At 64.0% G+C, this 21,802-nt stretch carries 13 protein-coding genes; 6 read left to right on the forward strand and 7 right to left on the reverse strand.

Features of this window, described 5'->3' with window-relative positions:
* Window positions 1-55: 55 nt before the first annotated feature.
* From Pla111_RS13530 to nadB, 3 genes are all read right to left on the reverse strand, one after another.
* Entirely contained in the window at window positions 56-2,854 is a 2,799-nt protein-coding gene (locus Pla111_RS13530) for a Gldg family protein (protein ID WP_146574985.1), read from the reverse strand.
* A 148-nt stretch (window positions 2,855-3,002) separates the two neighbouring features.
* Complete coding sequence (locus Pla111_RS13535) at window positions 3,003-3,782, reverse strand: ABC transporter ATP-binding protein (RefSeq protein ID WP_391581027.1); 780 nt, start codon at window positions 3,780-3,782, stop codon at window positions 3,003-3,005.
* 311 nt (window positions 3,783-4,093) lie between these two features.
* Entirely contained in the window at window positions 4,094-5,779 is a 1,686-nt protein-coding gene (nadB, locus tag Pla111_RS13540; protein ID WP_146574986.1) for an L-aspartate oxidase, read from the reverse strand.
* A 391-nt stretch (window positions 5,780-6,170) separates the two neighbouring features.
* Here nadB and Pla111_RS13545 point away from each other — a divergent pair, with 391 nt between their 5' ends.
* Window positions 6,171-7,481, forward strand: a complete 1,311-nt coding sequence (locus Pla111_RS13545; protein WP_146574987.1) for a DUF4886 domain-containing protein — start codon at window positions 6,171-6,173, stop codon at window positions 7,479-7,481.
* Here Pla111_RS13545 and Pla111_RS13550 read toward each other — a convergent pair.
* Window positions 7,459-11,103: a hypothetical protein gene (locus Pla111_RS13550; RefSeq protein ID WP_146574988.1), complete on the reverse strand. Its 3,645-nt coding sequence runs from the start codon at window positions 11,101-11,103 to the stop codon at window positions 7,459-7,461. The genes Pla111_RS13545 and Pla111_RS13550 overlap by 23 nt on opposite strands.
* Before the next feature lie 228 nt (window positions 11,104-11,331).
* Between Pla111_RS13550 and lpxK the strand changes: the two genes are divergently transcribed.
* Complete coding sequence (gene lpxK, locus Pla111_RS13555; protein ID WP_197525033.1) at window positions 11,332-12,495, forward strand: tetraacyldisaccharide 4'-kinase; 1,164 nt, start codon at window positions 11,332-11,334, stop codon at window positions 12,493-12,495.
* Window positions 12,496-12,532: 37 nt separating this feature from the next.
* Here the strand turns inward: lpxK and cysC are convergent, their stop codons facing one another.
* The 3 genes from cysC to glgP all read right to left on the reverse strand — a co-directional run bounded on the left by cysC (window position 12,533) and on the right by glgP (window position 16,652).
* Window positions 12,533-13,210: an adenylyl-sulfate kinase gene (cysC, locus tag Pla111_RS13560; RefSeq protein WP_146574990.1), complete on the reverse strand. Its 678-nt coding sequence runs from the start codon at window positions 13,208-13,210 to the stop codon at window positions 12,533-12,535.
* A 105-nt stretch (window positions 13,211-13,315) separates the two neighbouring features.
* Window positions 13,316-14,407 carry an acyl-CoA dehydrogenase family protein gene (locus tag Pla111_RS13565; protein WP_146574991.1) on the reverse strand — a complete coding sequence of 364 codons (1,092 nt, stop codon included), beginning with the start codon at window positions 14,405-14,407 and terminating at the stop codon, window positions 13,316-13,318.
* Window positions 14,408-14,450: 43 nt separating this feature from the next.
* Window positions 14,451-16,652 carry an alpha-glucan family phosphorylase gene (gene glgP / locus Pla111_RS13570; RefSeq protein WP_146574992.1) on the reverse strand — a complete coding sequence of 734 codons (2,202 nt, stop codon included), beginning with the start codon at window positions 16,650-16,652 and terminating at the stop codon, window positions 14,451-14,453.
* Window positions 16,653-17,194: 542 nt separating this feature from the next.
* On the opposite strand from glgP, the gene Pla111_RS13575 reads away from it, so the two are divergent.
* The 4 genes from Pla111_RS13575 to Pla111_RS13590 all read left to right on the forward strand — a co-directional run bounded on the left by Pla111_RS13575 (window position 17,195) and on the right by Pla111_RS13590 (window position 21,484).
* The gene (locus Pla111_RS13575) at window positions 17,195-18,142 is read left to right on the forward strand and encodes an aminotransferase class IV (protein ID WP_146574993.1); all 948 of its coding nucleotides are present in this window, start codon (window positions 17,195-17,197) and stop codon (window positions 18,140-18,142) included.
* Between the two features lie 57 nt (window positions 18,143-18,199).
* Window positions 18,200-19,087, forward strand: a complete 888-nt coding sequence (gene metF / locus Pla111_RS13580; RefSeq protein ID WP_231931041.1) for a methylenetetrahydrofolate reductase [NAD(P)H] — start codon at window positions 18,200-18,202, stop codon at window positions 19,085-19,087.
* A 168-nt stretch (window positions 19,088-19,255) separates the two neighbouring features.
* Window positions 19,256-20,707 carry a serine/threonine-protein kinase gene (locus Pla111_RS13585; protein WP_146574994.1) on the forward strand — a complete coding sequence of 484 codons (1,452 nt, stop codon included), beginning with the start codon at window positions 19,256-19,258 and terminating at the stop codon, window positions 20,705-20,707.
* A 483-nt stretch (window positions 20,708-21,190) separates the two neighbouring features.
* Window positions 21,191-21,484: a hypothetical protein gene (locus Pla111_RS13590; protein WP_146574995.1), complete on the forward strand. Its 294-nt coding sequence runs from the start codon at window positions 21,191-21,193 to the stop codon at window positions 21,482-21,484.
* Window positions 21,485-21,802 lie beyond the last annotated feature (318 nt).

Raw genomic sequence — 21,802 nt, forward strand, 5'->3', positions numbered from 1 at the left:
CGCTCGCAGTGCTTGAGAGCGGCACCAGTGTCGGGCCGTTGGGGGGCGTCTCAGGTCAGGTGTTTTGCGGGGTGGTTTCGGGGGCCTTGCCAAAACGCAGACGCGACTTGGCCACGCCCTCGCGCTCGGCCGAGCGGCGGTGGAAGAACACGAAGAACGCCAGCAGGATCGGGGGGATCGGAGGCAGCAGCACGGCCGCGGCCTTGTAGAAGTCTTGAACGCCGCGGATGCGTGCGTCGAGGTCCCGCTCGCTCTGGCGGATCTGGCGGTCACGCTTTTGCTCGAGCGCTTCGATCTTCACGTCGCGGCTGCGGCTGAGCCGCGTTCGCGTGAACTCCACGAGCTGACGCTTGGCGACCGGGGTCAGGTCCGTGCGTGCTTCGATCTTTGCGATCTCTTCGTCAAACTCGCTCCGCACCGCGGCGATCTCGTCGCGCGTTTCGTCTTTGAATTCGGCGCTCTTCTCGCTCGCCTTCTTGCGGAAGTCCTCGGTGGCTTGCTCGATCTTGCTGAGAATGCGGTGCTGACGAGTCCGCTTGCGAACCTCCAGGAACCGATCATCGTCGGCCAGCGAATCGAGCACGTTCAGCACGAACGCCACGTTCTGGAAGTTCCACTGGACGAGCATGTCGTCGCTCGAGCCCATCTCGCGGATCGCGAAGAACGGATCCGCGAGGCAATCGATGTCGGACACGATCACCGCGTTGAGCGGGCTCGGAGCCGGTGCCGCGGCGGTCTCTTGGTCGGCGTCGGCTTCATCTTCGTTGTCGGCGGCCTTTTCGTTGAGCGCGTCGAGCGACAGCTTTTCAACGGTTTGGGCCTCGCCGGCGATGCGGGCGGCAAGCACGTACTGCTCGCCGGTGCGTCTCTGCCGGAGGCCGAAACCACCCCGGGCAGCCATCTGGATATCGCTGTGCGTCAGCGTGCCCGTGTTGCTGCCGGTTACCGCCAGCGGGGTGAATTCGATCCCCTCGCGCGCGTCTCCGCGGAGCGAACCGGGATAGAGGAGCAGCAACTGACGCAATCCGCCGGTGATCGGATCGAGTTCGGAGAAGGGCTCGAGTGCGCCGTTGCCTTCGTCCACAAACACCCAGGTGGACTCGACCATGTCTCCCGCACTGGGATAAGGGTTGTAGTCTTGCCAAACGATCTCATCGCCGACCAGACGCACGCCGAGCAGGTTCCACAGTTGAGCGATGTCTCCCTTGGGAGCAGGGGGCCCACCGCCCCCGCCGAACATGCCCATCATGCCCCCGCCAGCGGGCGGGTTGGGCTGCGACGTGCCCACCACATTCGGCCAGAAGCCGGGGATGGGGAACGGGTCTTCAAAGATCGCGGTCGGCTGGCCGCTCTTGACCGCCGCCACAAAATGATCCATCTCCGCGGGGCCAAGTGACGACGGCTGCACGGCGAGCAGCACGTCGTACTTCTCGGTGATCGGGCTGGCCGGATCGACCTCGACAACGTCGTACTGCTTCTTCAGCTCACGGATGAGTTGGGTCTCATCGATTGCCCCCTGCATCGAGAAGCCGCCGTTCAGCTCGACCGCCGTCTTGAGCAGGCCGATCCGTTGCCGCTTCTGCTGGGCAACGGTCGTGATGGAGCGCACCAATTCGTACTCGACCGGGATGCCCCGATCGATGAAGGGGAGCACCACCTTATCCAGGCCGCAGTTGAAAGCGGCTCCGAGAAAGATTTCTTCCGTCTTGCGCGCACCACGCACGTTGGTGATGACCTGTCGGGGCTCGATGCCGTAGGCCCGTTCGGCCAGGGTGGCTTGCTCGCTGAAATTTTCGATCTCGTGCTTGGTGACGCGGATCTTGCCGCCGCTGGCCGCGGCCAGCTCGTCGAGCGTTGCCAGAAAGTCGCGTTTCTGAGAGGCATACTCGGCGGGCGCTTGCGGGCTGACATACGCGTCGACCCGGATCGGAGGAACCGCGTCATCCGCCCCCAGGTTTTTGACCATCTCGATGGTCCGCGCGGAAAGGCTGTTGAGCCCTTCGGTGGTCATGTCGCCCCGGGCATCGTGGTTGGTAAGGAAGATGTTCGCGGCACCGATGATCGCTAGCAGGCAGATCGTGCGGAGCAGGTAATGACCCCCTTTGGTTTCGCCATCGTCACCACCGGCCCAGTGGCGCTTGCTGATGAGCACCATGCTCACGTACAGCATTACGGCCGCAATGCTCAGGAAGTAAACCACGCTCGAAATGCTAACGACGCCGCGTTCAAAGTCGCGGAACTGCTCCAGAGCGCTCCACTGACGAATCACCTGCGCGGTGGCGGGGTCTTTAACAATCAGCTCTGCCACGCCGAACAGAGCGAGCGGGGCGTTGAACACCATGCCCAGGATGAAGCCGACTGTCAGGTTGCTAGTGAGGAACGAGGCCACCATGCCGACCGACAGCATCGCGATGCCGACGAACCAATACCCGAGGTAAGACCCGATAAAGAGCCCGCCGTCGGGCGATCCCAGTCCCCAGGAAAAGACCAGGAAGATCGAGAACATGGAGAACAGCAGCGAAACCGTGTAGATCGCCACGCCGGCCAGGAACTTGCCCAGGACCACATCCAGGTCCGAGGCCGGCAGGGTTAGCAGCAGTTCGTCGGTCCCCTGCCGCCGTTCTTCGGCCCAGATGCTCATCGAGATCGCCGGGATAAACACCAGCAAGATGAACGGCATCCAGCCCGAGAGCTGATCGAGGTTCGCGAGGTTGTTGCTAAAGAACTCCGGCGGCCAGAAAGCGGCCAGCGCGCTCAGCATGACGAACACGCAGATAAAAACGTATCCGGTCGGGTTCGAGAAGTAGCTGACGAAGTCGCGACGAAAGATCGCGCCAAGAACAGTCGGATTCATAGGGTGATATTAGATCCGGGTAGCGATGGCGTAATCGAAAGAGACGGTTAACTTGTGACGCGGAGAGAGTGTGAAAGGAACGCCCGAGAGGCTAAAGCGCCGTTGAGGTATCGACGGCACCCGTTCAGCCGGCCCTAGGCTTTCCTGTTCAAACTGTCGTACCGGTAAGCTCATGGAATCGTTCGTCGAGGTGGCTAACGCCCTCGCCGAGAGTTTGTGGGGTGCCGTCAAAGACGACGCGGCCTTCGTTGATAAACACAACGCGATTGCACATCGCCTCAACCTCTTGAAGGATGTGAGTGCTCAGGAGCACCGTTTTGGTCTCGCCCAGCTCGCGGATGAGCTTGCGGACCTCGCGGATCTGGTTGGGATCGAGGCCGGCGGTTGGTTCGTCCAGAATCAGCACGTCGGGCTCGTGGAGCAGCACTTGGGCCATCCCGACCCGCTGACGATAGCCTTTGCTGAGCTTGCCGATCGGCTTGCCGATGACCGCCTCGAGCCGGCACTGCGTGATGACTCGCTCGGTCGCGTTGCGAAGCTTGGCACCCGTCATTCCGCGGGCCCGGCCGAAGAAACTCAGCAAGCTACGGGGGCTCATGTCGGGGTACAGCGGGCCGTTTTCCGGCAGGTAGCCCAGCCGACGCGACGCCTCGATCCGGTCGCTCGAAACATTGTGCCCCGCGATCCGCGCGGATCCGGCCGAAGGGGCCAGATAGCCGGTTAAGAGCTTCATCGTCGTGCTCTTGCCGGCACCGTTGGGCCCCAGGAACGCCGCCACCTCGCCCTCGCGGATGGTGAACGTTACGTCGCGTGTCGCGGCGAAATCGCCGTAGAACTTCGAGAGCCCGTCGGCTTCGATCATCGGCCGATCGTGCAACGGCCCTGCGTGGGGCTGCGGGGTCTTGTGGTCGGTAGGCTTGTCAGACATCCGCTCAACCGTGCTGATTAGTGACGTGTACGACGCGGCCGGGGCCGATCGGAAGACCGATAAGGTTAGCCCCCACGCCGCAGAATTGTCTATCCCACGCAGTCGATGAGACCCGGTCCTTGATCCGCTAGAACGGACTCCTCGAACTCCGTTGATCGCGGCTACGCGATGAACGGGGGCAGGGTTCGCGGGCCCGCCGTTTTTCTGCTGGCCGCACGCAGCGTTATCCCCGCCACACAAGAGGGAGTACGAGACCAGCGAGTACGAGGGCAGGGAGTACGAGGGCAGGGGAGGGTTTGGCCGCTGCCCGCTTAGGTCGGGCTCAGGGCGATGGCCGGGCCGGTGGGGGTCCGGTGAGCCAGGACGCGGCTGCTGGCGAACCGCTCGGCGGCTTTGGGGAAATCGGTCCGCAGGTGTACCCCGCGCGATTCGGCTCGGATCAGGGCCGAACGGATCACGAGTTCGGCCACTTCCACCAGATTCTGTAATTCCCAGCCGGCGGGAGTCGTGAGCTGGCGGTCCAGCACGTAGCGCCGCCAGCGATGAATGCTGGCGAGCGCATCATTAAGCCGCTCGGCATTACGCCATACGCCGGCGGAGCGCCACAGCAGACTCTGCAACGAGTTGCGGATGTCTTTGACGTCCAGCGGTTCGCTGGTCGACGCGTGGACCGGATTTTCGAGCGGGATCGCATGGAAGGCGTCCGGCTCGACCAGAGCGGCGGCCGAAGCCGCAGCCCCAGCGCGTCCGCCATAGACGAGCCCTTCGAGCAGGCTGTTCGAAGCGAGGCGATTGGCCCCGTGCAACCCGCTGCTGGTGACCTCGCCGGCTGCCCACAGTCGCGGCAGGCTGGTCGCGCCCCGGTGATCGACCCGTACGCCCCCGATCATGTAGTGGGCTCCGGGCCGCACGGGGATGCGGTCGGAAGTGATGTCGATACCAAACTCGGTGCAGGTTCGGGTAATGCCCGGGAAGCGCTCACGCACATGCTCGGCGTTCAGGTGACTGAGGTCGAGGTAAACACAGGGGTGCTGGGTGGTCTCCATCTGCTGGACGATCGCTTGGCTGACGATGTCGCGCGGAGCGAGTTCGGCCCGTTCGTCGTAGTCGGGCATAAAACGCTTGCCGGAGTCATCAACCAGCCATGCCCCTTCGCCCCGGAGCGCTTCGGTGATCAAACTCCGACTGCTGCCGGCGATGTAAAGCACCGTGGGATGGAACTGCATGAATTCCATGTCGGCGAGTTCAGCGCCCGCGCGGTAAGCGATCGCGTGGCCGTCTCCCGTGGCAACTGCCGGGTTGGTTGTCTCGCGGTAGAGCTGGCCCGCACCGCCGGTTGCCAGGATCGTTTGCTTGGCCCACACGAAGGTCTTGCCGTGGTCGGTGTTCCAGACCAGCGCCCCGCGGCACTCGGGCAAGGAATCTTCTTGCCGAGGGGCGGTCAGCAGATCGATCGTGAAAGTGTTTTCCCAGATCTGCGCCGAGAGCGTCTCACGCGCGTGCCGCCGCATGGCCCGCATGATTTCGCGTCCGGTGGCGTCGCCAAAGGCGTGCGCGATCCGGTGATGGCTGTGCCCCCCCTCGCGGCCCAGCCGTAGCTCTCCGTCTTGAGACGTATCGAACCGCGTTCCCCAGGCGATCAGGTTGCGGATATGTGCGGGGGCTTCGCGGATAACCGATTCGACGACCGCGCGGTCGCACAGCCCCCCGCCGGCGATCAGCGTATCGCGGACGTGGTTCTCGAACTCGTCCTCGGGGGCCATGACGCCCGCGATGCCGCCTTGGGCGTAGGCGCTGTTGGACTCGCTCAGGGCGTCTTTGGTGACGATCAGCACCGAGAGCCCCGTATCAACCTCCATGGCGGCACGCAGCCCGGCCACGCCCCCGCCGATCACCAGAACATCGACAAAATGGTGCGGGATCCGCTTGGGATGAAAGGGGGCCAGATAGCGTGGCGAGGCGTTCGCGACAGAATCAGAGGGGGGGGGGGGAAGCATCAGGAACGCACCGCTAAGGGATCGGTTGCAAGGGACACAACGGACGAAATGCCGTGTTTTAGGCGAATCCGCTTCGCCCTTTTCGCCCAAACGTTCATAATAATGCGTGAATCGGCCTGAGCGGGTTAGGGGGCAAGCCCGCGCAGATGGCCGAACTAACCGGAATAGTTATCAGAGAAGAGTGACCGTGATGAGGCATCGTACTGTTCAAAAGCGCTGCGCGAGGGGCCTCTCCTCGGCGTGCCCGAAGCAATCTTCACCAACGCGGCGCAGCCTGCTCGTCGCGGCGTGTTGGTGCGGGGTGTTGGTGGTCGGCTCGGCGTCCGCAGTCGAGGTTTCGCTTTTCCAGGTAGGCAATAGCCTCACGCGAGACTCGCGGCCCGCTGCAACGGTGCTAACCGCAGCTGAGGGGGGCTACGAACTCACGAGCGGATTTCACATCCGCACCAACTCGACTCTGGAGATGATCGCGAGCAATCCGAACGACTATACCGAGATCAGCAGCTTCGGCACCTTCGATACGGCGCTGACCAATAACCATTGGGACCACGTCACGCTGCAGATCTTTGGCGACTTCAACTCAGATCTTGAGGGGGATTTACAGCAGCTCGCCAACTATCGCGATCTAACGCTAAGCAACCCCGCCAATTCCGCAACTAATTTTTACGTTTATCAGTCTTGGCCCTGGCGCACCAACTGGAACAACTGGGACAACCCGGTGGTTGATAGCCCCACGCAATCAACGCAGCACAGCGAACCCTATTTCGATCTCTTGATGAATCACCTCGATGCGTCTTCTCCGGGCGAATTTCGACTGATCCCGGTAGGAGAAGTGCTCAACCGAGTTCGTGACGAGATTACGGCAGGCACCGCACCCGCCCGCTTCAATAGTATCAACCGGCTGTATCGCGACCCGATTCACTTGAACGCCACCGGACAGTACGTCGCCTCGACGACCGTCTACGCCACGATTCTCAAGCAGAATCCGATGGGGCTACCGGTTCCCCGCGTGGGCGAGGGAGCCTGGACCGAAGACCTCGTCTCTGATGAAGAGGCCGCGTGGTTTCAGGAGATCATCTGGGATGTTGTCTGGCGGCAACGCTGGACGGGGGTGTCGCCTGAAGGAGACTTCGATGTCAGCACCGTTGTCGACGAGATCGACTACGGATTGTGGAACGACCAGTTCGGCTTCAACGAAGCAATCACGGCTGATGCCGACAAGAATGGCCGAGTCGACTCGGCCGATATCGCTGTTTACCAGAGCGCGCTCAATCCTGTTGCAGACTACAACCAAGACGGCAGGCCGGACGCCGGTGACTATGCCCTGTGGGCAGCCGCTTACGGAACGGTCGGGCCCTCGGCCGCCGATGGCAACCAAGATGGGGTGGTCGATCTTGCCGACTTCACCATTTGGAATGACGTGGCACTCGCCTATCAAGCCGCCGATTTTAATGACGACGGCTGGGTCAACTATGCCGACTTGGAGTTGTTGGTTTCCCAGTTTGGCTGGAAGACGGAACTCGAGTCCGATGGCAACAACGATGGCGTGGTGGATGTGGCTGACTACACCGTGTGGCGCGACAACTACTTGGCGGCTGCCTCGCTGTCGCAAGCGGTGCCCGAGCCGCACACGGGCTTCTTGCTGGTGATCGTTGGCCTCTTCGCGGGCCGCGGTCGTGCTAACGCTCGCCCGCGGCGTTGACTCCCCGGTTGTAGCTGCGGAGCCGCTCCAGCAGGGCAGGGGGGGCCGGCGCACGGGGTGCGTCGCGCAGGTCACGCAGCTCGTCGTCCGTGAGAGTGGATTTGCCGGTTGGCCCTCGCTCGCCGATTCCTAGGCTGCGCAACGCGGCGTCGAGCTCGGACGCGCCCTGCTCATTTCGCTCGGCCCGATCCAAGCGCGTGCGCCAGCGCTGCACCAGCCGTTGCAGGTCCTCTTCGCTCCAGCCGAGTTTGTCGAGCAGTTCGCGATCCGCTTTGCCCCGCGCAAGCTGATCCGAGAGGCGCTCCAGCGTCAGCTCGGTTTGACGGCGCGCGTAGTCGAGGTTGGCGGCGTCTCCGGGGGCATCGGGCGTGCCGTTGCGGTTGGTTGTGCGATCGGGTTGCGAGGGCTCGTTTCCGCCCCGTGCTTCCGACTCGGAGTTGCTCCCTTGTTGTGGCTCGTCCGACCAGCGCTGGTTGGCATCTTCTGAGGGATCGCCCGAAGAAGGTTCGCCGCCATTCGGCGGATCGCGCTCGCCCTCAGCGCCGGATTGGCCCGCCTCTTTTCCTGCCGATCCGCGACCGGGCTGCTCGCCCGAGCGCTGCGCGTTGTCCGGTTGATCGGTGTTGTTGTTAGCAGAGGCGTCGTCGTCGGAACGCTCGCGGTCGCCGGCGGCGGGGCGGCCGCCCCGCGGATTCTCGGTGTCGCCCGCTCTGGCTCCGTTGGTGCCGTCCTGAGGTCGGTCCGCAGCAGTCCCGTCGCCACCGGCGCCCGGCTCCTCAGCGTTATCGCTACGCTGTTCCCCCGGATGTGACTCAGAGCCCGCGCCACGCTGGTTGCCGCTGGACTCGCCGGTGGGCCGCTCGGCAAGCTCTTGGCGGCCTTGTTCTCCGGAGGATTCGCCGAGGCCCTGGTCGCCCGCCTGACCGCCTCCTTCGTCCGCGGCCTGGTTCTGGCCAGCGTCACCGGTCCCTTCGCGGGGGCCGGCATTCGGTTTGCTATTTTGGCCCGGGGGGGCCTGCTGGCCCGACTCGCCCGTTGCGGAGTCCGAACGCTCGCCTTTGGCACCCTCTTGCGGGACGGGGTCGCTCGGTTCGCGCTCGGGCGTTTCGCCGCGCGCCTCACGTGGGTTGGCCCCCTGGTTGGCACCGCCCGGCTGATCGGCGTTAGCGTTGTTCTTGCCGGAGCCCTCGCCCGACCCTTCGCTCTGGGGCTGAGCGTCGTCGTCGGCCGACTCCTGGCCAGAGGGCTTCCGGCCGCGGCTCTCGCCCGTCTTTTCATCGAGATGCTGCCGGATCCGATCGAAGGCTTCGGCGTCGTTGGCTCCGTTGGGATCAACTGGCTCGGTTTCGCCCCCCTGGGGAGACCCCGGCCGTCGCTCGCCATTGCCCGTCCCTTGCTGGTTGGACGGGCGATCGCCCCCGGCGGAGTCGGAGCCCGACTCCGAATTGTTCGTCCCTTCGGCCCCGCTGCCCCCCTGGGCAGAGTTCTCTTGTTGGCCTTGCTGATCGCTTTGGCTGGGCGCTTGCAGGCCCCCCGGGCGGTCCGTGCCTCCGGGGCCCTGTTGCTGGTCCTTCGGTTCCTGCTGCGAAACGGATGATTCGCCCTCCTGCGAGCCGGACTGCTGCTCGCCGTCTTGCTGCTGCCGCTGTTCCTGCTGCTGGGGCTTGGCGGGGTCTTGCGGCTGATCAGCACCGTCGGCAGGGGAAGCCTGCTCGTCCGCTGTGGAGTCCTTCTGCGGTTGGTTTGGCGCGCCAGCGGGGGGCGGTTGTGAGCCCGTGGCTTGTCCGCTTTCGCGCGCCTGGTTTTGCTGTTCGCCGCCTGCTGCTTGGCCACCTCCTTCTTGGCTACCGGCTGCTTGGCCCTCTTGCCCCGGCTGCTCTTGCTGACCGGGCTGACTCGTTTCTCCCTGTTGCCCCTCAGAACCCTGTTGGCCTTGGTTCCCCTGCGGAGCGTCGCTGCTTGCCGACCTGACGACAATCGTGCGCTTTTCTGAAACAGCTGACTGAGGCTGCGGGGTGCGATTATCGACCGCAACGGCCGCGTAACGAAGCTGCTCGCCCGGGCGTAGACCTAACTCGCGTGGAGTGCGCCGCATTGTGCGTTCGAGTGGACCCTCGTGCTGCGCCACGTCGCCTCGGGCGAAAAAGAGGGCTTCATCCACACGCTGGCGTCCTTCAACCTCACCGACAATCTTTACGGCGCACAAGGCGAAGTCGGGATCGAGAGCTTCGATCGCAAAGTCGATGGGATCATCCAGCCCAACCGTCAGCGTTTCGTCGGCCGGAGCGATCAGACGCACCTCGGGAGCCAGGTCGGCGAGGGTTTCAATCTGGTACCGCGGCGGATCCGCGTTCGCTTGGCCATCGGGCGTGCTGAACCGCAGCACGTAGGACGAAACCTCGGGTGCCGAGCCGCTTGCTTCCGCGGTGCGTGCGAGCGTCCACTCGGCCGTCGCGTTAACGCCCTCGATTTTTTTCATCAAGACATCGGGTGTGCCATCGGCCCCCCGATCGACCTGAGCGCTTTCGATCGGCAGATTTGCGCGAACAAACAGCGTGACACGCGTGCCCTCGATCGCCCGTAAGTCGCCGCTCCCTTCGGATAGGCGATCGGCGTAGCCCGTGTAATCGGGGTAATCATAGGACACGCTTGTCGGAGCGATCGTCGGGGCAGCTTGCACCGTTAGTCGATAGGTTTCCGAGCGGGCGTCTCCGGCTTCGATGCGATAGGTAATATTGCTCTGCAGGCCCAAGGCGGCTTCGGTTCCCACATCGGCGGGGAGAGACAAACGGTAGCGTGTGAGGTTGTCTTCGGTCGTACGCATCGCGAGGCGTGCATTCCGCAAGCGACCATCGGCGGTTGTGTAGATAAGCTCGACCGGCTCGTCGGAAGCGGTGCCAAGCACCCTCGCCGAGATTTCGATTGATTGGCCCTGATTGAGTTGGGCATCGCCCGGTTCAATCCCGGCGATGCTGACCCGCGTGGGGGCGGACACCCGGGCCCACGGTGCCGCGATGCGGTAGGCCGACACAAAAAGATTCTTCGGCGAGATCACGGTGTAAATCGCGGCGATCGCCAGCAACGCCAACAGCATGTAGCTTCGCCGGACAAGTCGCGATCGGTCGAGGGGCGTTTCGCCCGCGGCGGCGAGGCGCTCGGCAGCTTGCTGCTCAAGGGTTTGCTGCACCTGTCGGCCGACGGCCCCCGGCGAACGCAATTGCAGAAGATTGACCAGAGCGTTTTTGAGGGTCGGCGCTTCGCGCTCAATCTGGCTCGCTGCGTAGAGCGGGTTGATCCGTCGGACTAACAGCGGAGCAATCCGCCGCAGGGCGTAGGCCGCTGCGCCGATCAGCCCCACCGACCACAGCGCCCAGCGTTCCGAGTGACGCAGGCCGCTGGTGGTTACCCAGTGTTCCAAGAGCGCGGCGACGGCCAGGAACAGCAGCCCCCCGATGACTAGCGTGGCGATCGCGGTTGCGATCTCATTCGCTGCCAGCGACCGCGCGGCTCGACGCACCCGCTGATCCACTGCCGAGGCCGGCACGGGGCGCGAAGCCCCCCGTGCGGACGACGCCGCGGGCTGTCCTGTCGCTGAGGGCGGCGGAGCCGGAGCAGTGGGCATGGGGAGCGGTGCTACGGGAAAGCGGTCGATCGGCGCAGGCGGCGGGGCTAGCCACAGGCTGGCTCCCTGCCTGAGTATACGCCTGTGGGCGTAAACCGGACGACCAACAGCGCTGCGACTTGAGGGCCCCCGGGGTGCTTTTTGCACGCGTTATGCCGTGTCGCACGGCAAGAATGCCCCAAGATTTACGATATTCACCAGACAATTGGGCGTGCGGGGCAATTGGGCGTGCGGGCTTCCGACTTTTATGAGCTGGTTAGCGGTCGACGCCGGGGCTTGGCGGCAGCGGCCGCGCGGGTCGGCCTCGCTTTGCTAGAAGGGCCCTATCGGTTGGGCGTGTGGTGGCGCAACCGTCGGTACGACCGCCAACCCGCAGCGGTTCGGCGTGTGGGTGTACCGGTCATCAGCGTGGGCAATCTCACCCTCGGGGGAACCGGCAAGACGCCGATGGTGCGTTGGGTGGCACGCCGGCTCCGTGCTAACGGTGTCCGCGTTGCGATCGTCAGCCGGGGTTACGGTGCCAGCGCGCAAGGACCCAACGACGAGGCGCTCGAACTCGAACAGAGCTTGCCCGATGTGCCGCACCTGCAAAATGTTGATCGTGTCACGGCGGCCGAAGCGGCGATCAATGAATTGGCAACGCAAGCCGTGGTTCTCGACGACGGGTTTCAGCATCGGCGGCTCGCGCGCGATCTCGACATCGTGCTGATCGATGCGACCGCGCCGTATGGATTCGGCCACCTCTTTCCCCGGGGAACGCTCCGCGAGCCGCTCGGCTCCCTCAAGCGGGCCGACGTGGTTTGTTTGACCCGCGCGAATCTGGTTGACGCCGCTGCTCGGCTGCGTATCCGCGAGCGCTTGCAACGCTTGGCTCCCCACACAATCTGGTGCGAGGCCGAAGCCCGGCCCACACGGTTGCTCGAAGCGATCGAAGATGCCGGGCCCTATGACGACGCGGTCCGCGACGTGGCCGAGGCCCGTTCGCTCGCCGGGTGCCGCGTGGTAGCGTTCAGCGCGATCGGCAATCCGGCCGCCTTCTACGAAACCCTTCAGTCGCTCGACGCACAGGTTCTCGAGCGGGTCGAGTTTCCGGATCACCACCGCTTTACCGCGGACGACATCGCGCGGCTTGCCGCGCTTGCCGAACGGCTTCAGCCCGAGGCGTTGGTCTGCACGCACAAGGATTTGGTTAAGGTTGGCGTTGCGACACTAGGCCCCACGCCGCTCCGTGCGGTTGCCATCGATGTCGTGCTTACCGTCGGCGAAGCCGACTTGACGCGCCGACTGGAAGCGATCGCCCAACAAGCGCTGGCGGATGATCCCTGGCAGGAGCAGCTTGCGTACGCTGTTTCGGAAGACAAACCGTCTGAAACCGGAACGGCTGAAGGGTGAAAGCTGAGCGAGGTACGACCGGCTCTCAGCCGCAGCGCTACCGCGCCGGAAGGACCCCGGCCTGCTCCAGATACTGCACCACTTGCTGAGCAAGCGTAGCGCCGTCATGCGCGCCGCCGGCGAGGGTTAGCTCTGCCCGTGCGGGGGCTTCGTAGGGGTCATCGATCCCGGTGAAGTTTTTGATTTCACCAGCACGCGCTTTCTTGTAGAGCCCCTTGGGATCGCGGGCTTCGCAGATCTCTAACGGTGTATCGACGAAGACCTCGACAAAGTCACCTCCCTCCGCGATACCGCCGCCGAGCGTGCTCCGCACCGTATCGCGGTCGGCCCGGTAAGGGCTGACAAACGCCGTGAGCGTAACGATCCCCGCGTCGGCAAACAGTTTTGCCACCGAGCCGATCCGCCGGATATTCTCCACACGGTCTTCGGGAGCAAAGCCCAGCCCAAAGCGCTGTGCGAAGTCCTTGCCAAAAGCCGGCGTCAGCATCGCGGGTGCCGCGTTGAGGCCGTGACGCACGTTATCGCCATCGAGCACATAGGTGCGTACGCTGCGTGCATGGAGCAGCGCATCAACGGCATTGGCGATAGTGCTCTTGCCCGAACCGCTCAGGCCGGTGAACCACACAACCGCTCCGCGGTGGCCGGCGAGCCGTTCGCGCGCCGCGCGATCGATCGCCTGCTCGTGCCAAACAACGATCGGTTCTTCATCGGACATGCTTGTCAGCTTAGCGGATCAAGGGGGGGGCTCGGGGGGGGCGTCGAGAAAGGGAACCTATTCCCGCTCGCTGAAGCGGCCTTTATCCCCCGCCGACCGCGGCACTCAATCGGTGAGCCCCGCCAGTTCGCACAGGCTCGCCGCCTGCACGGGGGCCGGACAACTCCACACCAAAAAGAAGAGTGCTTCACGGCACAGCCGACCGGCTTGGGCGTCGGCAAGGTAGCCGGCACCTTTGGTGGCGGTAAGGGCTGCCTGGCTAGCGCGGAGAACGTGGCTGTTGGCTCTTTGGCGGAGCTGTTCACTTGAACAAGCGGGCTCGCCCTTCGCGGCGGCGATCAGATCACACTCCAGATCGCTGTGTTCTGCCGAAAGCGCGGCGTGGGCTTCGTGCAGTTCGGGGCGACGATCCGCTTCGCGGGCCAAGAGGTCGAGGCTGGCTGACGCCGCTCCAACGGCTAGCGTTGAGGTCTGGGGACCACCGGCCGCGCCCGCCGAACCCTGTGTCAGCACCTTCTCCACGGGCCCGGCGATCACTTGGCTCCGCGACGCCTGGTAACCGTTGAGCTGCAGCGCGCCGGTTTTGCTAGCCGACAGGGCGACCATCGGAAACGGATCGGGCGCTTTGACCGCTGGGTCCAACGTATCGACGACAACCAGCAACTCAGCGTTGGTAGGCCGGCCGTTCTCAACAAGAACCGCTCCGACGACCACCTGATCGGCTGATTGGGCACCCGTCACCCACGGAGCGTATCCGTTCAGGGTGTAGCCGTCGGCGGTGGGCTCGGCGGAGAGCACCGGGGTTGCTAAGTGGCGACGGCTTGTGGTGAGGTGCGAGATGCCAACCGTCGCAAAGGTTTTTCCGCTGACGAGGCCCGGCAACAACGCCTGCTTGAGCGCCTCGTTGGTCGATCCGGCGATGCGTTTGCAGGCCCCCACCCGCTGGGTGATGACGAAGGTGGTGGACAGACAAGCCTGAGCCAATTGCAGATAACCGCGCGTGATCGCGACGTCGTCCCAGCCCTGGCCGCCGTATTCGATCGGGAGGAACCACTCGAAGACGCCGGCCTCGCCGCATCGGCGGAGCTGCTCCGCCGGCCAATCGCCCGTCCGATCTAATTCGCCAGCCCGACGAGCGAGCTCATCACACAGTGTGCGTAGCTCGACATCGTCGGGCGCTTGGATGCGATCTTGCATAGCGAGAGGCGACTTTTGCTACCGACTCTTAGTGGCCACTTGCTCAGCCCTTCTTCATTTCAGCGCTTAGACCACCCGCGGCGGGCAGATAGCACATCTTGACGTAGTCCTGCACCATGCGGTGAGCACTGAAGCGGGCGGCAAGGGTTGCAATAGAGTCGACCATCATGTCGATCCAGCGGTGGGGCAAGCCGTCGGCGTCGCGGTCGTAGAAGCAGGGGACGACCTCGTCGCGGAGCACCTCAAACAGCAGGTCTCCGTCGCGCTCGTCGGTGATCTTGCTATCGACGTGCTGCGTGCCGTTGCCGATCGCGAAGCCGTTCTTGCCGTTGTAGGCTTCGCCCCACCAGCCGTCGAGAATCGAGCAGTTGAGGCCGCCGTTGAGGACCACCTTCATGCCGCTCGTGCCCGAGGCTTCGAGCGGTCGGCGCGGATTGTTCAGCCACACATCGACCCCTTGGATCATGTGTCGCGTGACGTTCATGTCGTAGTCCTCGACAAACACGACGCGCCCGGCGAAGCGGGGGTCGTTCCGCAGGTTGGCGATCCGCTGGATCAGCTTCTTGCCAGGCATGTCGGCCGGGTGCGCCTTACCGGCAAAAACAAACTGGACCGGCCGATCCGATTTGTTGATCAGCTCCGCGAGCTCGTCGATCCGGCTGAGGAACAGGTCGGCCCGCTTGTAGGTGGCAAAGCGACGCGCGAAACCGATGGTCAGGGCCCCGGGATCGAGCGACATCCGGGCCGCATCAACGGCCGACTCGTCCTCGCTGCGGCGGCGGCACTGTCGGCTCAAGCGGCGGCGTACGAAGTCCAGGCACCGGCTCTTGAGCGCGTGGTGCGTCTCCCAGAGTTCGCCCTTGTCCACGTCGTAGACTTTCTGCCACTGGTCGGGGTCGTACATCTTGCGGGCCCAGTTGACGCCCAGATAGCGGTCATAGAGCTGACGCATCGGCAGGGCGAGCCACGTCGGAACGTGGACGCCGTTGGTGATGTGCCCGATTGGCACCTCTTCTTCCACACGCCACGGCCACAGGTTGGCCCACATGCGGCGCGAGATATGGCCGTGCAACGAGCTTACCGCGTTCGCGTGCCGAGAGAGCTTCAGACCGATGACGGTCATGCAGAACGTTTCTTCGTGATTCTGCGGCTCGACCCGACCGAGGCCCATCAGCTGATCGTGCGAGATGCCGATCTTTTCCCGCGTGGGGCCCAGGTGCTCTTCAATCAGGTCGGCGCTGAAGCGGTCGTGTCCGGCGGGCACGGGCGTGTGGGTGGTGAAGCAGGTGTGCTGAGCCACCTCGCGTAGGGCGTCTTCAAACGACAAGCCGTCGTCCTGCATCCGCAGCCGGATCACTTCTAACGGAGCAAAGCCGCTGTGGCCCTCGTTGAGGTGATAAACGCCGGGCGTGATGCCCAGGGCTCGCAACGCCTTCACACCGCCGATGCCCAGCACCATCTCTTGGCGGATACGCGTGCGGGTGTCGCCGCCGTACAGCCGGCTGGTTAGCTCCCGGTCTTGGGGGCTGTTGCCGTCAACGTCGCAGTCCAGCAGGTAGAGCTTTACGCGGCCCACGTTCACGAGCCAGACCTTGGCGAGCAGCGAGCCACCGCGAGTTTCCACCGACACGGTGATCGACTTGCCCTGCGGATCCAGGGCGGGCTTGATCGGCAGCGTCGCGACGTTGGTGTCGATGTAGTCTTCTTGCTGATAGCCTTCGCCATCCAGATGTTGCTTGAAGTAGCCCTGGTCGTAGAACAACCCGATCGCCACCAGCGGCACGCCCAAGCCACTGGCGGACTTGATGTGATCGCCCGAGAGCACTCCGAGGCCTCCGGAATAGATCGGCACGGACTCGTGCATGCCAAACTCGGCCGAGAAGTACGCGACGGGCTTGCTTCCTAGCACGCCGGCCTCGCGGGCCCCCCAGGTGTGGCGCGTGTCGGTCAGATACTCGGTCAGCCGACGGTGGGCCTGGTTGATGCGGGTGTACATCGCCAGCTCGTTCGCCCGCTCGGCAACCTGCTGCGGAGTCATCTCCGCCAGCAGCGCCTTGGGGTTATGGTCGAGCTGTCGCCAACGCACCGGGTCGAGCTCGCGGAACAAGTTGCCCACTTCGGGTCGCCAGCACCACCAGAGATTGCCGGCGATGGTTTGCAGCTTGTTGTAGAGCGCCTCAGGCGTGATCTCGGTCCAGTTTTGACGCTCGACGTTGGCCGGGGGGGTCAATTCGGCTTGGCTCATCGTGTCGTGTCCGATCGCGCTGTTAGGGAGGGAAAGGGGGCAGGTAAAGCGGGCCGTCGTCGCCGGCAGAGGGCGATCACGGTCGCTTAGTAGTGTCCGGCGGTGAGGTAGCGCTGAAACGGCTTAGGCCGCTTGCTCTGCCGCTGGAGCTAGTGGTTGGTCTGTGGGGGGGGAGTATAGCGGAATTGAGGGGTGTTGACGCCAGGGGAAATAGCAACGATGGCACCCGGGCCGCTTTTCATCGGGTGGGTACTTCGGACGCAAGAGGCCGATTAGCATTCACCCCGCGTCTACCGCGGCACCGCGGCCGCGCCTAGATTAGGCTTTATCTCCAGGTGTTCGGCCGATCCGCGGTCCGTGAGCCGCTGCGAGAGGAACGGTTCGACGACAGCGGGGCCTCGCCAAATTTATAGGGCCTTCCCGCGAACCCGATCATCCTCCCCTCAGCGCGGTTCCCGACTGCGGCTTTCCCTGACATCGCACAGGCGCAAACCGCCCGGTCTGCGCCGTTTGTCGAAATCCCTTTGTTTCACACGTTCGGTATGAGCACCGCTTCGCTTACTTTGTCGGCAGTCACTCCCACCGCCAATGTTGACGGCGTGCTGTCATCCCTGGCCGAGGCGCGGATCCCTGTGCTGGACCGCGGCTTTCTCTACGGCGATTCGGTTTACGAGGTGTTCCGCACCTACGACGGCGTGCCGCTCTTCTGGCGCGAGCATTTCGATCGGCTTGAGAACTCAGCGCGGCTGATCCACATGCCGCTGTCGCAATCGCGCGACGAATTGATGGGCGAGATCCGGCGCACCGTTGCAGCGGCACTCGAAGGGCTCGACAAGCCCACGGACGTTTATGTGCGCTGGCACGTCTCGCGTGGCGTGGGGCCGGTTGATCTGTTTCCCGATCCGCAGCTGCGTACCAGCTACATGATTATGGTCAAAGCGGTTCCTACCTGGAATCCGCTCCACTACACCACGGGGCTGCGGGTGGCGGTCACCGGGGTCCGGCGCAACAGCGTCGAGTCGCTCAGTCCTAACATCAAGAGCGGCAACTATCTGAACAACATCCTGGCGGTCGCCGACGCCAGTAAGCGTGAAGCCGACGACTGTCTGATGCTGAACGCCGCCGGCCACGTCACCGAGGCTAGTAACAGCAACGTCTTCTTCGTGCTCGACGGTCAAGTGGTCACGCCCGACGACGAGTCGGGCAACCTGCGGGGCATCACCGGGGCTGCCCTACGGCAGTTCGGACAGCAACAGGGATGGCCGATCACCGAGCGCAAGATCACCCAAGAAGACCTGCTGCGTGTCACCGAGGCTTTTGTCACGAGCGCAACGCGCGAGGTGATGCCGCTGGCCGCGCTCCGGTTGGAAGTTGGCGCTTGGCGTGACCTGCCCGCCGGCGGCGGCGAGCTGACCCGCAAGATTGCCGCGGCTTACAAGGACCATGTGGCCCAGTACGTGGCCGAGAATCAAGACGCGCGGCTGTGGTGAAGGCCCCCCGGCCACTTTGCGACCATAGACAAGCTTATTTCCCTTTAACTGCTGTTGATGCCACACGCCATGCGACTCCCGGACATCTACGCCCAGACCGATTTCGCTCTGTCTTTTGAGCTCTTCCCCCCCAAGACTGAGGCAGGTTTGGAGGCGTTGTTTGGTCACGCGGATCGCTTGATGCGCTTCGCCCCGAGCTACATCACCTGCACCTACGGAGCGGGCGGGTCAACGCAAGACAAAACGCTCGAGATCGCGGCGCGTGTGCGGCGTGAGTACCATCTGCCCGTGGCGACGCACCTGACCTGTGTCGGGCGCACCGCCGACCAGATCCGCGACTATCTGCGACGCGCGCAAGAGGCGGACGTGCAAAACGTTGTCGCGCTGCGTGGCGACCCGCCGCAGGGAGAGACCGAGTTTCGCCCCGTTGCCGGCGGCTATTCTTACGCCAACGAGTTGGTGGACATGATCCACCACGACTTTCCCGACATGGGGGTCGCCGTTGGCGGCTACCCCGAGGTTCATCAAGAGGCGCTCTCCGCCGCAGCGGATCTCGATAATCTGAAGCGCAAAGTCGATGCCGGCTCGCACGCCGTCATTACCCAGCTCTTCTATGACAACGCCGACTACTTTCGTTTCAGGGAGCGTTGCGACGCCGTGGGAGTGAACGTGCCGATCATTCCCGGACTGTTGCCCGTGACGAATGTGGCACAGGTTAAGCGGATCGCCAGCCTGTGCGGGGCCCAACTCCCCGCCGATTTTCTCGGTCTTCTGGAAGGGGCGAGCGAGGACGCCGCCGCGCAGTTCGAGATTGGCGTCCAACAGGCAACCGCGCAGTCTCAGGGGCTCATCGACGGCGGCGTGCCGGGCATCCATTATTACGTGCTGAACAAGTCCGAAGCCGCCAGCCGGGTACTTGAGGCGGTTACTCTGTCCGATCGTTAACGCGTCACGGCAGGGGAGCTGAGAGGTCGCTGACCGCGGGGCGCTTGCCGGCGCAAGCTAGATCGCCCCTACGAAGGGAGTATCGCCAGGAAACCGCAACCAGCACTCGCGGCATCGACCGCGTGAAACGAGCTAACTTCGCAACGTTTTTTTCAGTTTGGCATACCGATGGATCTCACCGGCAAGCAGCTCAACGACTTTCGGTTGCTGCGGCTGATCGGTCGTGGTGCCATGGCGACCGTTTATCTGGCCGAACAGCAGTCGCTTGCGCGGCGTGTGGCCATCAAGGTGCTCAATCCGGACCTCGCCGGCGACGCGAGGCAGGTCGCTCGTTTTCAGCAAGAAGCGCGCGCAGCCGCGTCGATGACGCACCCGGCCATTGTACAGGTGTACGAGGTTGGCTCGGTTGGTGAACACTATTACTTGGCCCAAGAGTACGTCCCCGGCGGAAGCCTGGGCGACTTGCTCCGTCGGCAGGGACGTCTGGCTCCCGGTGCGGTCCTCGGCGTGATGTGGCAGGTTGCCCAAGGACTCGCTGCTGCGGCCGAGCGCGGCCTCGTCCATCGCGACATCAAGCCCGATAACCTCATGCTTGACCGAACCGGTGCCGTAAAGGTGGCGGATTTCGGTTTGGCCCGCCTCGCCGAGGCAGGCACCAACATGACGCGCGAGGGGGTGGCCCTGGGCACGCCGCTCTACATGAGCCCCGAGCAGGTCGAGGCGCGACCAATCGACGCCCGGAGCGATCTGTACTCGCTCGGTGTAACGGCGTTCCATCTGCTGACGGGCGACCCACCGTTTGTGGGGGATTCGCCCCTGGCGGTCGCCATGCAACACGTGGGAAGCCCCCCCCCAACGGTCTGCGAGCGCGACCCCGAGGCACCGCCCGCTCTGGCGCAAGTGATCGACAAGCTGCTGCAAAAGTCTCCCGATCAGCGCTACCTTTCTCCCGAGGCATTGCTCGCCGCACTCGCCGAGACGGTTAGCCATGCCGAACGCGATGGCTGGTCCGAGAGTTCGGCGGCGGGGCTGACCAATACGCTAGCGCGGGCGGCAACCGTCACACGTGAGCTAGGTGTCGAGCGTGAACGGCTGTCGGCTGCGATGCGTCGCGAGCGTCGCACGGGCCGCTACGCACGCTGGATGATCGCCGCGGCGGTGCTCGGCGGAGCCATTCTCGGAGGGCTACTTCGCCCGCAGCCGCTCTTGCCCCAACCCGGTGCGCCTGAGGTCGCACGGGCCGATTCTGCGAAGGCCCAGCTGCTGATCGCCAAGCGTGTCGATACGCCCGACGCTTGGCGGGCCGTCGCGCGCTACCACCCCGAGGCAGACCGCTTCTTCCTGTTGCTCGCCACACGTGGGTTGGCGGCTTGTCTGCTCGAGCGCGATGCTCCTCAGGCCGCCGAATTCGAGCTGCGCCGACTCGGTGCCGAGGGCGCTACCTCCCCCGAGTTCGCAGTCTTTAGCCAGGCAGGCTTAGCGATTGCTTACGCTCAGGCTGGTCGCGATGACGATGCACGCACCGCACTCGAGCGGTTCGACAGCCTGGGCGAAAAGGCACCGGCTCAGCTCGCCGAAGAGCTTGCTCGCGTCCGCTCTAAATTGGCCGAACGGGGGTGAGCCTCGGTCGGGCTCGTCGGCAGATGCGGCGCTGGCGGCGCGAGCTGCCCAGCGCCCCGATTGAGCTGCGGCTGGCGTAAACGGCGGGTTCGTGTTGCGTTCAGGCCGTCGCTGACCGACATGGCAGCGATCGCGGACCAGATCAGCGCAAAGGCGGCCGCTAGCAAGGCGAACAGCAAATGATGCTCGTGCATGGGCCAAAGTGCCCGTTATCGGGGAGGGCCGCTCGGCGTCGGTAGATGCCGCGCCGGCAAGCGGTTGGTGGAAGGAGGGATAAACGATCCCGCTGCCATGTCTTCGGCTCGCTGCGAGCGGGGCGACCAGCCCGATCGCCGCAGCAAGTCCAAACCACCGAAAGCCCCTAGACTTCGGCGTATTTGCACAAAATATGCACAATATATGGTTAGTGTAGTTGTAATTGGCCAACTTAATTGCTAGTGTGACGCTATTAGGTAGTGTTCATGCGTACACTTTAGGGGGGCCATGCGACAGGATCTGTTCCAAGAAGGGTCGGCCGAAGGCGATCAAGACCTTCGTTTTGGCCATCACCAACACGCTACCAGCGATGGCTGGCTCATCAGCAGCGAGGACCACGACCAAGTTGACAGCGACAACGTGGACAGCGAAGCGGCGGACATCGAAGCAGCGGATGACGATTGGGAGAACGGTGAGGGGCGAGAATCGGCGTGGCTCGACGATTTTCTGCCCGACGACGAAGAAGCCCTGCCGGAGCCCGGTGATTTTTGGATCGAACGGGACAGCGATCTCGACGCTTAGCGATCGGTGCCGCTTTTCTACGGTGCCGCTTTTCTACGGAGCCGCTTTTCTACGGAGCCCGGTCGTCTTGACCAGTTTTCTCCGTTCTCTTTGGTCGCTTCAAAAAGGAACAGCCTTGCTAACACGTGAGCAAATTGACGCGGTTCTGGAGCTGCTGGCCCTGCCCGAGCGCCCCTCCAACCGTCAGATCGCGATCCTCACCGGCGTGAGTCGCTCGTCTGTCAACAGCTTGGCAAACGGCCGACGGAGCCCCTACGCCCGCGAGGACGTGCTCGAGCCCCCGGTTAGTTCCGCCACCGGATCGGGGCCGCCGACGCG

Source organism: Botrimarina hoheduenensis (assembly GCF_007859815.1).
In the GTDB taxonomy this organism is placed as follows: domain Bacteria; phylum Planctomycetota; class Planctomycetia; order Pirellulales; family Lacipirellulaceae; genus Botrimarina; species Botrimarina hoheduenensis.

Excerpts from the sequence above, each read along its gene's own strand:
- cysC (WP_146574990.1), bottom strand. The coding sequence starts at position 13,210 with ATGTCCGATGAAGAACCGATCGTTGTTTGGCACGAGCAGGCGATCGAT.
- nadB (WP_146574986.1), bottom strand. The coding sequence starts at position 5,779 with ATGCTTCCCCCCCCCCCCTCTGATTCTGTCGCGAACGCCTCGCCACGC.
- metF (WP_231931041.1), top strand. The coding sequence starts at position 18,200 with ATGCCACACGCCATGCGACTCCCGGACATCTACGCCCAGACCGATTTC.
- Pla111_RS13565 (WP_146574991.1), bottom strand. The coding sequence starts at position 14,407 with ATGCAAGATCGCATCCAAGCGCCCGACGATGTCGAGCTACGCACACTG.
- Pla111_RS13575 (WP_146574993.1), top strand. The coding sequence starts at position 17,195 with ATGAGCACCGCTTCGCTTACTTTGTCGGCAGTCACTCCCACCGCCAAT.
- glgP (WP_146574992.1), bottom strand. The coding sequence starts at position 16,652 with ATGAGCCAAGCCGAATTGACCCCCCCGGCCAACGTCGAGCGTCAAAAC.
- Pla111_RS13530 (WP_146574985.1), bottom strand. The coding sequence starts at position 2,854 with ATGAATCCGACTGTTCTTGGCGCGATCTTTCGTCGCGACTTCGTCAGC.
- Pla111_RS13550 (WP_146574988.1), bottom strand. The coding sequence starts at position 11,103 with ATGCCCACTGCTCCGGCTCCGCCGCCCTCAGCGACAGGACAGCCCGCG.
- Pla111_RS13535 (WP_391581027.1), bottom strand. The coding sequence starts at position 3,782 with ATGTCTGACAAGCCTACCGACCACAAGACCCCGCAGCCCCACGCAGGG.
- Pla111_RS13585 (WP_146574994.1), top strand. The coding sequence starts at position 19,256 with ATGGATCTCACCGGCAAGCAGCTCAACGACTTTCGGTTGCTGCGGCTG.
- Pla111_RS13590 (WP_146574995.1), top strand. The coding sequence starts at position 21,191 with ATGCGACAGGATCTGTTCCAAGAAGGGTCGGCCGAAGGCGATCAAGAC.